Genomic DNA, 14,023 nt, shown 5'->3' with positions numbered 1-14,023 from the left:
CCCCACCTGCGCCGTCGCCTCGGGCGTGGGCGCGCGCGCGACGATCGAGGCTCCGCGGGGCGCGATCGGCGCGCGCGCGCCGCCGCGCATCGCGCCCACGACACGGAGAGATCCGATGCCGCGTGACAACAAGCTCTATAGCGGCTTCGTCAACCACGATTACATCCTCACCTTCTCGATCGCCGACGAGGCGAACCGGTCGCGCCTCGTCGCGCTCTGCGCCGGACCGTGGCAGGGCGACGAGGTCACGCCCGACACGTGGGAAGTGTCCAACACGCTGAGCCCCGATCAGATGGAGCGCGCCATCCTCGATCTGATGGGCGACGCGGACCGCGCCGCTTACTACTACCTCTCGGACAGCAAGCGGATGTTCCGCGTCCTGCTCGGCTGAGCTCGTGCGTGAGCGATGTGAGCCGCTTCGCTCCGGCGCGCCGCGGGGGCGCGAGGGGCGTCCCCGCGGGCCGAAGGGGCCGCGAGCGCGGTCATTTCGCGGTATGGTCCGGTCATGAGCGAGCTGGAAGCCACGCCGCCCGGCGCCTCGGCGAGGTCCGCCGCCGACGCCCCTCCACCTCACGCGCCCACGCCCCGACCAGGGGAGGGGGCCGACGAGGGCTTGCTCAGCGTCCTCCGGGACGATGGATCCCTGGATCCCGCGACCGACCCCTGCCTGAGCGACGCGCTGCTGCTGCGCGCGTACCGCGAGATCAAGCGCCTCAGGCTGCTCGACGCGCGCATGCTCCTGCTCCAGCGGCAGGGGCGGGTCGGCTTCTACGGCGCGTGCACCGGCCAGGAGGCGACGCCGATCGCCACGGCGCTCGCGGTCGAGCCCACGGACTGGATCTTCCCCGCGCTGCGCGAGAGCGTGATGATGCTGGTGCGCGGCTTCCCGCTCCGCACCTATGTTGCCCAGGTGTTCGGCAACTCGGGCGACCTCCTCCAGGGGCGCCAGATGCCGTCGCACATGAGCGGGCGGCAGGTGAACCAGGTGTCCTGGTCGAGCTGCATCGGCCCGCAGCTCCCGCAGGCGGTCGGCGCCGCGTGGGCCGCGAAGCTGCGGCGCGACAGCACCGTGGTGGTGGGGTTCATGGGCGACGGCGCGACGAGCGAGCCCGATTTCCACAGCGCGATGAACTTCGCGGCGGTCTTCAAGGCGCCGTGCGTCATGATCTGCCAGAACAACCACTGGGCCATCAGCGTGCCGACGGACCGGCAGACGTCCTCGAGCACGATCGCCATCAAGGGGCGCGCCTACGGCGTGCCGTCGGTGCGTGTCGACGGCAACGACGTCATCGCCGTCTACCGCGCCGTCTCCGAGGCGGTCGCGCGGGCTCGTGGCGGCGGCGGCCCCAGCTTCATCGAGGCGCTCACCTACCGCGTCGGCGCGCACTCCTCGAGCGACGACCCGAGCCGCTACCGGTCGCAGGAGGAGGTCGATCGCTGGACGCAGCGCGACCCGCTGCTGCGCCTCGGGCGCCACCTCGCCGGCCGCGGGCTCCTCGACGACGCCGCGGAGTCCTCCCTCGAGGCGGAGCTCAACGCCGAGATCGCCGCCGCCGTCGCCGAGGTCGAGGCGATGGGCCCGCCTGCCCGAGAGACGCTGTTCGACGACGTCTACGCGGAGCTGCCCTGGCACCTGCGCGACCAGCGCGCAGAGCTCCTGCGCTCCCCGAAAGCGCCGCCGCACGGCGGCGGGCGCTGACCTCGGGGAGGGATTTCCCCTCGCTGCGAGGTCGTGTAAGCCCCGGGCACCCAGGGACGGCTCGCGTTCGCGGGCGCGGCCTCAGGGCTGTCGGCGAGGGGCTTGCCTGACGAACCCCGGCGCCCCTAGTTCCAGTCTTCGAAGCGCACAAAAGGACAAGGATGAAGACCTACGACGCAATCGTGATCGGAGCCGGCCCCGGCGGTTACCCCTGCGCCATCCGGCTCGCTCAGCTCAAGCTGAAGGTGCTCTGCATCGAGAAGGAGAACGTCGGCGGCGTCTGCCTCAACTGGGGGTGTATCCCCTCCAAGGCGTTGATCTCCGCCGCCCACCTCTACGAGAAGTCGCAGGCCGGCGCCGCGATGGGCATCAAGGTCAGCGGCGTCGAGCTCGACGCCAACAAGATGCAGGACTGGAAGGAAGGCATCGTCAAGAAGCTCACCGGCGGCGTCGGATCGCTGCTCAAGGGCAACGGCGCCGACGTCGTGAACGGCACCGCCACGGTCGTGGGGCCGAAGCGCGTGGACGTGACGCGGGCGGACGGCTCGGTGGAGCAGTTCGAGGCGACCAAGGCGATCGTGATCGCGACCGGCTCGACGACCATCGAGATCCCGACGTTCAAGTTCGACGGCGACACGATCATCGGCGCGAAGGAGGCGGTCAGCCTGCGCCGCGTCCCGAAGCGGCTGATGGTGATCGGCGGCGGCGTCATCGGCCTCGAGCTCGGCATGGTCTACCAGGCGTTCGGCGCCGAGCTCATCGTCGTCGAGGCGCTGCCGGAGCTGCTCACGGGCGTCGACCCCGACTGCACCAAGATCGTCGAGCGCAAGATCCTGAAGCGCGGCGGCACGATCCACAAGAACGCCAAGGCGCTCGGGTACGAGAAGCAGAAGGACGGCTCGGTCGGGGTGAAGATCCAGTCCGACGGCAAGGAGCAGACGATCGTCGTCGACACCGTGCTCGTCGCCGTCGGCATGCGGCCGAGCAGCAAGGGCCTCGGCCTCGAGAAGGTCGGCGTGACGGTCGATCAGCGCGGGTTCGTCCCCACGGACAAGTTCTGCCGCACCAACGTGCCGTCGATCTACGCCATCGGCGACGTCAGCGGGCCGCCCCTGCTCGCGCACAAGGCGACGAAGGAGGGCGAGATCGCCGCCGAGGTCATCGCGGGGCACAAGGCCGAGAAGGACTGGGTCGCGATCCCGGGCGCGATCTTCACCGATCCGGAGATCGCCACGGTGGGGCTCACCGAGGCGGAGGCGAAGGCGAAGGGCCTCGAGGTCAGCATCGGCAAGTTCCCGTTCTCGGTGCTCGGCAAGGCCATGGCCATGAACGAGACCGAGGGCTTCGTGAAGATCGTCGCCGACAAGAAGACGAAGCAGGTGCTCGGCGTCCACATCGTCGGGCCGGAGGCCAGCACCATGATCAGCGAGGCGTCCCTCTCGCTCGAGATGGCGGCCTTCCTCGAGGATCTCTCGCTCACGATCCACCCCCACCCGACCCTCGGCGAGTCGCTGATGGAAGCCGCCGCCCACGCCATGGGCGCCGCGATCCACATCGCCAATCGCTGATCCGCCCGCTCTCGATCATCACCAGCCTGCGCCGTCGACGAAACCATCGAGTCGACGGCGCGGGCCACCGCCGTCATCAATCGCGCATGAAATGGCACGTATACCCGGCCGGGTACTTCTCCAGGTACTTCTGGTGGTACTCCTCGGCGCGCGTGAACGGCCCGGCCTCCACGATCTCGGTGACGAGCGGCGCGCGCCACTTGCCGCTCTTGTCGACGCGCGCCTTCACCTCCTCGGCGATGCGGCGCTGCTCGGGCGTCGTGACGAAGATCGTTGAGCGGTACTGCGTACCGACGTCGTTGCCCTGGCGGTTCCGCGTCGTCGGATCGTGCATGCGGAAGAACCACTTCTCGAGCAGCTCGGCATAGGACAGCTTCGCGGGATCGAAGACGATGCGCACCGACTCGGCGTGGCCGGTCGAGCCGGTCTTCACGTCTTCATAGGTCGGCGCCTTCGTCCGGCCGCCGGCATAACCGACCTCCGTCTCGAGGACACCGGGGATCTGCCGGAGGAGCTCTTCCATCCCCCAGAAGCAGCCGCCCGCCAGGACGGCCGTCTCCAGCGTCGTCTGGCAACCAGGCGCCTCCCCCGGCGCCGGCACGGCGCAGGCGTTCGCGCTCGCTTGCTCCCGAGGCGCGCCGCCGCGACCCTCGAACAGCGCCCGATAGGCGCCGTAACCCTCCGCCTCGAGGCGAGCCAGCGGGATGAACCGGAGAGACGCGGAGTTGATGCAGTAGCGCAGCCCGTCGGGCGCGGGCCCGTCCTCGAAGACGTGCCCGAGGTGCGAGTTGCCGGCCTTGGAGCGCACCTCCGTTCGGACCATCCCGTGGCCCCTGTCCGAGCGCTCCACGACGCGCTCCGGCTCGACGGGGCGCGTGAAGCTCGGCCAGCCGGTGCCCGAGTCGAACTTGTCGAGCGACGTGAAGAGCGGCTCGCCGCTCGCGACATCCACGTAGAGGCCCGCCTCGTGGTTGTCCCAGAAAGCGTTGCGGAACGGCGGCTCGGTCGCGTCGCGCTGGGTGACCTCGTATGCGAGCGGCGTGAGCTGCTTGCGCAGCTCCTCATCCGACGGTTTGCGATAGCTTCTGTCCGACATCGTCACAGCCTCCTTGGACCCCGGAATCACCTTGCTCGCCCTCCCTGCATCGCCGGCGCGAAAGCACGCGAACACGGCGGCGCACGCAATGAGGACGAGCGCGAAGAGAAGACCAGCAGCGCGGAGCCGTTTCATCATCCACCTGGCCTGTCGAGGGTAGCGCACCTAACCCTCCTACGCCCCGCGGCGCCGCTGGTTTCGCCCGGCGAGCGCGGCCCGCGCGGCGCCGGTCTCAGCGCTACGGGCCGCCGCTCTCTAGCGAGGCGTCGCTCTCGCCGGCGCCCCGCTCGAAGCACTCGGCGGGGATCTCGCGCGCGCGGCGGACGAGGCGGGTCGCCCCGATGAACGCCGACGTGACCGGATCGTAGTAGCCGCTCGCCCCGTGCAGGCCCGGGACCGCGCGCTGGTAGTGGCGCGCGACCCGCTCCATGAGCGCCTCGCGGACGTACTTGCCCACCATCGACGCCATCGCGACGCACAGATCCGAGGCGTCGCTATCGCGGACGAACGCGATCTCGCCGAGGCCGGGGAAGCGGTAGGCGCTGCGGGCGCGGCCCTCCTCGAGCACGGCGTGCATCCTCCCCGCGAGCGGGCCGAACACGGAGCCATACTTGCCGAAGCCACCGACCTTGCCGCACACCGCGAAGACCTCCGCGCCGGCGAGGCCGCGGAGCTCCAGGACGAGGCGCTCCATCGCGTGGAGATCGAGCACGAACCTGTTCTTCCCGGCGCGCGCCCCGTCGTTCATCCGCTTCGCGCAGAGCAGCACCGAGCGCACGGCGACGACCTCGACCCCCTTCTCCGAGAGCTTGTCGAGGTCCTTGCCGATCGCGCCGAGCAGCTCGTCAGATGCGGTGAACGCCTCGCCCTCCGCCGACCAGCACTGCTCCTCGACGTGGCCCGGGCAGAGCGCGCGGAGCGCGGGGCGATCGTCGAGCGCGACGGCGTGGAGCAGCTCGTCCACCGACGACGCGCCGCTGGCCGTCCCCGCGCGGCCGCAGCCGCGCGCGACCAGCGCGCGAGCCCAGGCCTCGCCGAGCGAGACATCCCCGTGCGCCACGAGCTGCTTCGAGTCGCCGAGCCGCTGGGCGAGGGCGCCGCGAGGGGCGCGGCCGGCGACCTGCCAGCCCGCCTCCGTGACGCGCGTGAGGACCGCCGTCACCACCATCGGACCGAGCCGCGGGCCCAGCCCGTTCTCATCGACGCCGATGCGGTAGCGGACGGTGGACTCGGCGGACGTCATGCCGGCCCCTCTGCCACACCATGGCGCCCGCGTCACCGCGCGGATCTCCGCCAGGCCGCCCGCCGTCCCGCTCGGGACCACTTGCCGGTTCGGTCGCAAAATTCTCAAACTTTCTCGAGCTCATGCGCGATCCACGCGCGCCGCGCGCACCTTTTCCCCGGCTCTCGCCGGGGGCGCCGCTATAGTCGACGCCTCATGCGCATCCTCCCCGTGCCCTGCCTCAGCGACAACTACGCGTACCTCGTGGCCGCGGACGGGCGGCGCGAGGCGATCGTCATCGATCCCTCGGAGGCCCAGCCGATCATCGCGGCGCTCGAGCGCGAGAAGCTCAGTCTGGTCGCCATCGTCAACACGCACCACCACCACGATCACGTCGGCGGCAACGAGGCGCTCCGCGAGCGTTACGGCGACCTCCCGGTCTATGCGCACTCGAGCGACGTCGGGCGCGTTCCCGCGCAGACGGAGCGGGTCGAGGAGGGCACGCCGGTCCAGGTCGCCGGCCTCACGCTCCAGCCGTTGCACGTCCCCGGCCACACGCTCGGCGCCGTCTCGTATTGCGTCGAGGACGTTGTGTTCACAGGAGACACGCTCTTCATCGCCGGATGTGGCCGTATGTTCGAGGGGACGCCGGAGGTGATGCACGCCTCGCTCTCCAAGCTCGCCGCGCTCCCGGCGCATACGCGCGTCTTCTGCGGTCATGAGTACACCGTGAACAACCTCCGTTTCGCCGAGGCGGTCGAACCCGAGAACGAGGCTGTCCGCAGGAAGCTCGCGGCCGCCCGCGCGGCGCGCGAGCGCGGCGAGCCCACGGTCGGGAGCACGATGGCCGACGAGCTCGCGACGAACCCGTTCCTGCGCTGCGGCGAGCCGCGTTTGCAGGCGCGCTTCCCGGGGGCCGCGCCGTCCGACGTGTTCGCCGCCGTGCGTCGCGCGAAGGACGATTACCGCTGACTTTCGGCGTCGCGCGCGGCCGTATTCCGCTCGCGCCCGCCGTCCGATTTCTATACGACTAGGCCCATGGACTCCCGCGCTCCCATCTTCGGGTTCAACGACGCGCGCGACGAGATCGTGCGCACCGTGGTCGACCGGGTCGTCGGCTCCACGAGGGATCCGCTGCTCGCCATGAACGAGGCGGCGTATCAGGAGGCGAAGCGGCTCGAGGGGTCCCGGAAGCCGCAGGACATCCGCGAGCTCGCCGAGTGGCAGCGGCTCGCCCGCTCGCTCGGCCGCATGCACGACGCCGAGCGCCGCCGCCGCCTGCGCGAGCTGTCGGAGGAGTACGCGTGGGACATCGCGGGGAACTTCGACCGGCGCGTCTACCAGCTGTCGTCGCGGCTCCTGCCGCCGGTCGTGAGCGCGCTGCTCGCGCCGCGGAAGCTCATGACCGTGGTCCGCGACCCGCTCAAGCTCGTCAGCCTCGAGCTCCTGGCCGACCGGGTGCTCGTGGAGGGCCCGCTCGCGAAGCTCCGCTCGCTCGTGCAGCGCGGCACGGCCGTCTACGTCCCGACCCACCTGTCGAACATGGACTCGATCGTGTTCGGCTATGCCCTCGAGCGCGCCGGCCTGCCGCCCGCCACGTACGGCGCCGGCAAGAACCTGTTCACGAACCCGGTCCTCTCGTTCTTCATGCACAACCTCGGCGCCTACCGCGTCGACCGGCGCATCCGGCACAACCTCTACAAGGACGTGCTGAAGACGTACTCGGGCGTGCTCCTGGAGCGCGGCTACCACTCGCTGTTCTTCCCGGGGGGCACGCGGTCTCGCTCGGGCGGCATCGAGCGGAAGCTCAAGCTGGGCCTGGTCGGCAGCGCGTTCGAGGCCTACACGCGGACGCTGCAGAGCGGCCGCGAGCGCCGCGTCTTCTTCGTCCCGGCCACGATCAACTACCTCATCACGCTCGAGGCCGAGACGCTGATCGCCGATTTCCTCTCCGAGGCCGGCAAGGGCCGCTTCATCATCGAGGACGACGAGTCGAGCCGCATCGGCCGGATCGCCTCGTTCCTGCGCAAGCTGCTCGCGATGAACGCGGCGGTGGTCATCCGCTTCTCCGACCCGCTCGATCCGTTCGGCAACCGGGTCGACGAGCTCGGCCGCTCGTTCGACGCCCGCGGTCGCGAGGTCGATCCGGCGAGCTACGTGAAGGATCAGGGCGGCAAGGCGGTCATCGACGCGGCGCGCGACGCCCAGTACGCGCGCGAGCTCGGCGAGGAGATCTGCCGGGCGTACGCGCGCGACACGGTCGTGATGGCGACGCACGTCGTCGCGGCGGCGAGCTTCGCCCGGCTCCGCAGCCAGGCGCCCGCCGCGGATCTCTTCACGGTGCTCCGGCAGCGCGACGTGCTCACGGTGCCGCGCGACGACCTCGCGGCCGACGTCGTGGCCCTCTGCGATCGGCTGCGCGCGCTCGAGCAGCGGGGGTGCATCGTGCTGGGCGAGGACGTCCGGCTCGGCTCGGGCGGGGACATCGTCGAGCGCGCGCTGCGCGCCTTCGCGGGCTACCACTCGTCGCCGGTGCTCGACTCGCGGCCCGACGGCATCGCGATCTGCGACACCAACCTGCTCTTCTACTACCAGAACCGCCTCGCCGCCCACGGGGTGGCGTGGGACGTCATCGCCCCGCCGGGCGTCCCTTCCGGCCTGCAGGTCCAGCCGCCGCTCCCGCCGCTCGAGCCCGCCTCGTCGCCGCCGCCCCTGGAAGAGCCGCGGGGCTCGGCCTCGTCCGCTTCGTCGTCCTCACCGGCCTCGTCCCGCGCGGGCGCTGCGGACGCGCACGTGGGCTCGATGAACGGCGCCGGGGGTGGCCAGTGAGCGCCCCGGGGAGCGCGCTTCCGGCGCCTTCGGTGGGGGTCATCGGCGGCGGTTTCTGGGGCGTGGCGCTGGCGCTCGCGGCCAGCCGCACCGGCGCGGAGGTCCTCCTGTACTCCCGCCGCGAGCAGCCGCAGATCAAAGGCGGCCCGCGGATCGTGCGGGACCACGCGGAGGTCGCCCGGGCGCGGCTGCTGGTGATCGCGGTGCCGTCGAACGCGGCCCGGACGGCGCTGCGCTCGCTCGGCGATCACATGGACGGCTCGCACCTCGTGATCCACGGCGTGCGCGGCCTCGAGGGCGAGGCGCTGAAGACCGTCTCGGATCTGGTGCGTGAGGAGACCCCGGCGCGCCGGGTGGGCGCGCTGGGCGGCCCGGTGCAGGAAGACGAGCTCCGGGAGGGCCGCCCCTCGGCGATGGTGTGCGGCTCGCGCTTCCCGGAGGTCCACGCCGCCGTGACCGCGGCGTTCCAGTCGGACGCGCTCCACGTCTACACGACGCCCGATCTCCAGGGCCTGGAGTGGGCGTCGGCGCTGGTCGGCTGCCTCGCCGTCGGCGTCGGCTTCGCCGAGCAGGCGGGCGCCGGGCCCGGGTTGCTCGCCGCGCTGATCTCGAGGGCGGTCGACAGCGCGGCCCGCGTCGCGGCCGCGGCGGGCGCGGAGGAGCGGACGATGCTGGGGCTCGGCGGCTACGGCGACCTGCTCGCCTCGATCCGGCTCGAGAGCCGCCCCGAGGTGGTGCTCGGCAAGGCGCTCGCGCGCGGGCGGACGCTCGACGAGGCGGTCGCGGAGGCCAGGCTGCGGGTGGAGGCGATCCCGCTGATCCCGCGCGTCGTGGCGTTCGCGAAGGCGCGGAAGGTGGATGCGGGGGTGTTCGAGGCGCTCGAGGCGACCCTGAAGGGCGGCGCGCCGAGGGCGGTGCTCGATCGGATGTTCGCGGCGTGAGGCATGGCGACGGCAGCGCGCTCACTCGTTCGCGAGCGCGAGGACGGCCTGGGCCACGCCGGTGACGACCTTTGCAGCGCGCGCGTAGTCGAGCGTATCCGGCGTGTCCTTGTCGGTGTGGTAACGCCGGTTGCGCAGAAACGCCGTGTCCGTGATCATGACCGCTGGATAACCCGCTTCCCAGTAGCTCCGGTGGTCGGACCAGTCCACGCCCTGAACGAGCGCCGGAGCGCTCAGGGAATAGGCGGGCAGATCGGTCGCGCCGCGCATCGCCCCCTTGACGGTGCGAACGAGCGAGAGCCCCTCCAGGTTGCCGATCACGGCCACGAAGTTCCCCTTCGTGGGATACAGCATGGAGAGCGGCGCCAGCGGGAACGCCTGACTGTCCTCTTCGTCGGTGAAATATCCGATCATCTCCAGGCTGATCATCGCCCGGACCTTCACGCCTGCTGCTTGCATCGCATTCGCGTGATGGGCGCTGCCCATGTGCGCAGACCGGAAATAGGGCGGCTCCTCCAGCGTGAACGCCGCGAGCTCGACGTCGCCGCGGAGGGGCGCGCGGCCGAGCATCCGCCCCAGCTCGAGCAGCCCTGCCACGCCGCTCGCGTTGTCGTCGGCGCCGGGCAAGTCGTCCGCCGCGTCGTAGTGGGCGCCGACCACGACGCGCGTCGACGAATCCGGGCCGAACCGGGCGAGCACGTTGCGATACGTCTGTCCCTCGACATCGTAGAGCTGCTCGGTCACGCGTCCTCCGGCGGCGCTGAGCTCGTCGCGCAGGTACGCCGCGGCGCGGTCCAGCTGCGCGATCTGCTGGTGGCCCCGCGGGCGGAACTCCTCCACGAGCCTCCGGACGTCGCGCTCCATGCGTGCGGGATCCGCGGAGAGCGCCGGAGCGGCCGGCGGGAGCGCCGCCACGAGGGGCTGGCTGACGCAGGCTCCAATGGCCGCGAGGCCGGCGAGGAGCAGCGCCGCGGCTGCCGCGGCCCACCGGCCGTAGCGGGGGCGAAGCCTTGTGATCGCGCGAGCGTCTTCCAGGGTCGTCGCTGCGCTCGTGGTCATCGAGAGGGCAGGACATCTGGCGGAGGTGCTCTGTTCCTGGCGCGGGCAGGAATCGACGGGCGATCCTCCGAGATGGCTGCCCGTGATGAGCGCGCCGCAGCCGTCCTCGGGCGCAGCGTCGCTGGGATCGCGCCGCGGGCGAGCTCGCCGGGGCCTGCTGGTGCCGGGGACCTCGGCGCCGAGCTGCGCGTCGTGGCCGGCCGCGCTGTCAGCCGCCGCCGTCTCGCCGTCTCGCGTCGGTCGCCGCCGGAGCGGCGGGCGGCTCGACGCTGTCGCAGCAGCGGAATCCCGTGGAGTAGTCGTGATAGGTCGGCTCGTGGGCGATGGTGGTGAAGTAGCAGCCGGGGCCGAGCTCGCTGGTCGTGCTGAAGAAGCCGCCCATGAACACGCCGTTTCCCTCGTGCCACGGCTGATCGCGGCGCTCGACGCCTTCGGTGCTCATCCGCATCACGAGCTCGTCATCGACCATGTCGCCGACCCACTCGTGCAGGTTCCCGACCATGTCGTGGACGCCGAGCTCGCTGGCGCAGCCGGCGTGTTCGCCGCTCCTCGCCAGGAAGCCTGGTTTCTGGTCGAGGTCGGGGCTGTTGAAGTGTCGTTCGTAGCTCCACCCGCCCGGCGGGTGCTCGCCGAAGACCTCCCGCAGGAGGTGGGGTTTGCCGGTGTTGCACCGCCCGCGCTCGCCGCGCGGGCCGTAGGGGTAGCGGTGGGCGCCGTTGCCGCGGCAGGCGCGCTGCCATTCCCGCCGCGTGCAGAGGCGCTTGCCGGCGGCGACGCAGGCGGCCTTGGCCTCGACGCGGCTGATGTACGCCTGCGGAAAGACGCCGGCCGCGCTGCGAGCGAGGTACCGGACGCCCGGCTCGGGGCGCTTGAAGTGCGGGTGGACGGCGAGCTCTCCGCCGGCGTCGATGACCAGGTGCGCCTCGTAGCGATCGATGCAGAAGCCGCCGACGAGGGCCATGTCGGCGGGGCAGGGGCCGGGCGGCGGGGCGGGAGGGGCGAGCGGCGGGGCGCCGGTCGAGCCGAGCGGGGGCGTCTCTGCTGGGGCGACGCCCGGGCTGACCGCGGTGGACGTGGGACCGGAGGCTGAGCCGCTGAGGATGCCTGAGTCGGTGTGCGCGCTGCCGGCAGATGCTGGCGCCGTGAGCGCGGACGCCGCGGCGCGAGCCGTCCCCTCGACGGCGGGCGTCGTGTGAGGTTCGGCGGGGGCATCCGCTTTCTTCGCCGGGCTGGTGCCGCCGTCGTTTGGAACGGAGCACGCCATGAGCCATACCAGGGCGGCGAGCAAGGCTGAACCTGCGGGGCGTGACGGGCGACGTCGGGGTAGCGAGGATCTCTTCGACAAGCGAGCCCGGAGGCGATCGCGGGACGGCGCGGACGGCACGGGGCGGAGTGTACACGCGTCCCGCGCGCGGCTGGGTGGGATTGCGGCACGCTCTTTTTCGCCACGCGTGCCAGCGCTGCCGCGCCGCTCCCGTGGGCTCGCGTCGCGGTAAGTGAGGTCACGCCGAGGGGAGAAGCGAAGCCTCGAAGTCAAGGAGCCTGTCGTGCTCGAACGGCGGCGTGGTGGTCTCGCCTCGACGCAACGGTCCGCGAGAAGCGTTAAGGCTGACGCCCCGCGGTTCTCGCTCTACGATGGCGCGCATGAGAATGCGCACATCGCTCCGATGCCTCGCAGGTGCCGGCATCATGGCCGTATCCGGTTGTGGGCTGGTGCTCGGCCTCGACGACTTCGAGGATGCAGCACCCGCGGACGGCACGACGCTGACGGGGACAGGCGGAGGCTCCACGTGCGAGCCCGAGAGCGTAGCCAAGTGCTACTCCGGCCCCGCGGGGACGAGGGGCGTCGGGATCTGCCAGTCTGGGACGCAGGCGTGCAAGAAGGACGGCTCCGGGTACGAGGTGTGTCAGGGCGAGGTGACGCCCGCGGCAGAGACGTGCGCGAGCACGGACGACGAGGACTGCGACGGGAAGGACTGCGTCCGGTGGACGAGGCTCATCGGCGGGGCCGAGGAGGAGATGGTCAGTGCCGTCGCAGTGGACTCGGCGGACAACATTTATGTTGGCGGCAACTTCGAGGGAGCGATGTCGTTCGGAGAGGATGTGCTCATCGCTGCCGGAGACAGAGACGCGTTCCTGGCCAAATTCTCTGCTTCGGGAGAGTACGTCTGGAGTCGACAGGTTGGCGATGTCAAAGTTGAGACATTGTACACGTTCACGATCAATCCCCAGGGGGATACCCTTGCCGTGAGCTTGGAGCTCGAGGATGACCTGAGCTCGATGAACATGGTACTGCACAAGTACGACCCGGATGGGCGGTTGCTGTGGCGAAAACCGCTGGGCGGAAAGATGTGCGGAATCGTGCCGAGCACCGTGGCGGGAATAAAATTTCTTCCAGATGGGGACATGGTGCTCGTGGGGCACTTCTGCGGGACAATTCGATTCGATGATGATCACGTTGTTTCCAACGAGACCGACCGGGAAGAAACATTTGTTGCCAGGTTGCGGTCTTCTGATGGTTCAGTCGACGATGAGAGCGGCTGGGTTCGGGTTTGGGGTGGTGAGAATGCACAGATTGCCCGAGGCGTGATGGTCGACGCTGCTGGCAATATCATCCTCGCGGGGACCTTTTATGACGAGCTGGTTCTGGGTGACCTCTCCTACACGTCCGCCGGTGGTGCGGATGTATTCCTGGTGAAGCTCACGAGCCGCGGCCTCGTGAGCTGGGCGAGGATTCTGGGAGGCCCCGATGACGACGTACTGTGGTCCGTCGCTGTAGATAGGCTGGGTGGTGCAGCGATCGCGGTAGGGTTCCAAGGGACGGTTGATTTTGGTGGTGGAGAGATCGTCACGAATGACCGTGCGAACGCCTTGCTGAAATATACGACCTCGAATGTTTACGAGTGGGGCCGAGTCTTTGATGCGGCCCTGAGTGTCGAGGGGCTCTTGGCCGAGTCCGCGAGTGACGTGTTGATCGTTGGCAGCTTGGCCGAAAGTGTGGAGTTGGGCGACGAGCTGCTTCGCGCGAAATCCGAGAGAGATCTGGTGCTCGTGAGGGTCGGGCTCGAAGGTGAGCCTCTCTGGACCAGGACCTTCGGTTTGATGGGGGAGGACGGCGTGAGCGCGATGGCGAGCGTGCTCAGCGGTCGCGGTGAGCTACTGATTGCCGGCGCTGCGGATGGAAGGATTGATTTCGGTGCCGGGGTGATGACCCCGCAGGGCGATGGGGATGTCTTCGTCGCAAGTTTCAGCCCGTGAGGCGCCCAAGATCATTGCGAGGTGCCTGGCGGCCGCAGGCGGCGAGTGGCGATCGATCTGTGCGCTGGTGAGGCTTCTCAACTCACGGGCTGCATGGGTCTGCGATGGTTTCGCACGTGTCCGCGCAGCTAGTGCAGGTACACTCATAGACAGCGCGGTAGAGAGCCTCGACGCCCTCACCGCCCGGGCCGTTTGCGGCAGCCGCATCGCAGCTTCTGAAGCACTCGGGGCGAGGGTCGTCTGTCATGCACCCCCGCGCGCAAACAAGCCAGAGCAGACACCCAGTGTCGTCTGTGCAGGCATCCATGCAGCCGTTTCGTGTCGAGCAGCTCAGGCACTCCAAGGCACTGC

General features: G+C 70.2%; 11 protein-coding genes. 7 read left to right on the top strand and 4 right to left on the bottom strand.

Annotation, left to right across the window (positions count from 1 at the left end):
• The first annotated feature begins 115 nt into the window (after window positions 1–115).
• The 3 genes from WME82_RS42980 (at window position 116) to lpdA (ending at window position 3,267) form a co-directional block, all read left to right on the top strand.
• A complete protein-coding gene (locus WME82_RS42980) occupies window positions 116–391 on the top strand; it encodes a hypothetical protein (protein WP_012240611.1) in 276 nt (91 codons plus the stop codon).
• Window positions 392–505: 114 nt separating this feature from the next.
• Complete coding sequence (locus WME82_RS42975; protein ID WP_438040027.1) at window positions 506–1,699, top strand: thiamine pyrophosphate-dependent dehydrogenase E1 component subunit alpha; 1,194 nt, start codon at window positions 506–508, stop codon at window positions 1,697–1,699.
• Window positions 1,700–1,860: 161 nt separating this feature from the next.
• Window positions 1,861–3,267: a dihydrolipoyl dehydrogenase gene (gene lpdA, locus WME82_RS42970; RefSeq protein WP_437742307.1), complete on the top strand. Its 1,407-nt coding sequence runs from the start codon at window positions 1,861–1,863 to the stop codon at window positions 3,265–3,267.
• A gap of 76 nt (window positions 3,268–3,343) precedes the next feature.
• Here the strand turns inward: lpdA and WME82_RS42965 are convergent, their stop codons facing one another.
• Window positions 3,344–4,498 (bottom strand): bifunctional methionine sulfoxide reductase B/A protein, encoded by a 1,155-nt coding sequence (locus tag WME82_RS42965; protein WP_437748112.1) that lies wholly within the window; start codon window positions 4,496–4,498, stop codon window positions 3,344–3,346.
• A 103-nt stretch (window positions 4,499–4,601) separates the two neighbouring features.
• Window positions 4,602–5,606, bottom strand: coding sequence for a hypothetical protein (locus tag WME82_RS42960; protein WP_438040026.1), 1,005 nt, complete (start codon window positions 5,604–5,606; stop codon window positions 4,602–4,604).
• A 195-nt stretch (window positions 5,607–5,801) separates the two neighbouring features.
• On the opposite strand from WME82_RS42960, the gene gloB reads away from it, so the two are divergent.
• The 3 genes from gloB to WME82_RS42945 all read left to right on the top strand — a co-directional run bounded on the left by gloB (window position 5,802) and on the right by WME82_RS42945 (window position 9,355).
• Window positions 5,802–6,557: a hydroxyacylglutathione hydrolase gene (gene gloB, locus WME82_RS42955; RefSeq protein WP_437742305.1), complete on the top strand. Its 756-nt coding sequence runs from the start codon at window positions 5,802–5,804 to the stop codon at window positions 6,555–6,557.
• A 66-nt stretch (window positions 6,558–6,623) separates the two neighbouring features.
• Window positions 6,624–8,414 carry a 1-acyl-sn-glycerol-3-phosphate acyltransferase gene (locus WME82_RS42950; protein WP_437913506.1) on the top strand — a complete coding sequence of 597 codons (1,791 nt, stop codon included), beginning with the start codon at window positions 6,624–6,626 and terminating at the stop codon, window positions 8,412–8,414.
• Window positions 8,415–8,446: 32 nt separating this feature from the next.
• A complete protein-coding gene (locus WME82_RS42945) occupies window positions 8,447–9,355 on the top strand; it encodes an NAD(P)-binding domain-containing protein (protein WP_438040025.1) in 909 nt (302 codons plus the stop codon).
• A gap of 21 nt (window positions 9,356–9,376) precedes the next feature.
• Here the strand turns inward: WME82_RS42945 and WME82_RS42940 are convergent, their stop codons facing one another.
• The gene (locus tag WME82_RS42940) at window positions 9,377–10,414 is read right to left on the bottom strand and encodes a M28 family peptidase (protein WP_438040024.1); all 1,038 of its coding nucleotides are present in this window, start codon (window positions 10,412–10,414) and stop codon (window positions 9,377–9,379) included.
• Window positions 10,415–10,622: 208 nt separating this feature from the next.
• The gene (locus WME82_RS42935; RefSeq protein WP_438040023.1) at window positions 10,623–11,702 is read right to left on the bottom strand and encodes an SUMF1/EgtB/PvdO family nonheme iron enzyme; all 1,080 of its coding nucleotides are present in this window, start codon (window positions 11,700–11,702) and stop codon (window positions 10,623–10,625) included.
• 356 nt (window positions 11,703–12,058) lie between these two features.
• Between WME82_RS42935 and WME82_RS42930 the strand changes: the two genes are divergently transcribed.
• Window positions 12,059–13,672, top strand: coding sequence for an SBBP repeat-containing protein (locus WME82_RS42930; protein ID WP_438040022.1), 1,614 nt, complete (start codon window positions 12,059–12,061; stop codon window positions 13,670–13,672).
• Window positions 13,673–14,023 lie beyond the last annotated feature (351 nt).

It is taken from the genome of Sorangium sp. So ce128 (assembly GCF_051525245.1).
Lineage (GTDB): Bacteria > Myxococcota_A > Polyangia > Polyangiales > Polyangiaceae > Sorangium > Sorangium cellulosum_B.
The sequence above is the reverse complement of the archived record's forward strand: the minus strand, read 5'-3'. Positions and strand labels throughout refer to the sequence as shown.

Bases quoted from the DNA above. Each gene is read 5' to 3' on its own strand.
- WME82_RS42980 (WP_012240611.1), top strand. From the start codon at position 116: ATGCCGCGTGACAACAAGCTCTATAGCGGCTTCGTCAACCACGATTAC.
- WME82_RS42975 (WP_438040027.1), top strand. From the start codon at position 506: ATGAGCGAGCTGGAAGCCACGCCGCCCGGCGCCTCGGCGAGGTCCGCC.
- lpdA (WP_437742307.1), top strand. From the start codon at position 1,861: ATGAAGACCTACGACGCAATCGTGATCGGAGCCGGCCCCGGCGGTTAC.
- WME82_RS42965 (WP_437748112.1), bottom strand. From the start codon at position 4,498: ATGAAACGGCTCCGCGCTGCTGGTCTTCTCTTCGCGCTCGTCCTCATT.
- WME82_RS42960 (WP_438040026.1), bottom strand. From the start codon at position 5,606: ATGACGTCCGCCGAGTCCACCGTCCGCTACCGCATCGGCGTCGATGAG.
- gloB (WP_437742305.1), top strand. From the start codon at position 5,802: ATGCGCATCCTCCCCGTGCCCTGCCTCAGCGACAACTACGCGTACCTC.
- WME82_RS42950 (WP_437913506.1), top strand. From the start codon at position 6,624: ATGGACTCCCGCGCTCCCATCTTCGGGTTCAACGACGCGCGCGACGAG.
- WME82_RS42940 (WP_438040024.1), bottom strand. From the start codon at position 10,414: ATGACCACGAGCGCAGCGACGACCCTGGAAGACGCTCGCGCGATCACA.
- WME82_RS42930 (WP_438040022.1), top strand. From the start codon at position 12,059: ATGAGAATGCGCACATCGCTCCGATGCCTCGCAGGTGCCGGCATCATG.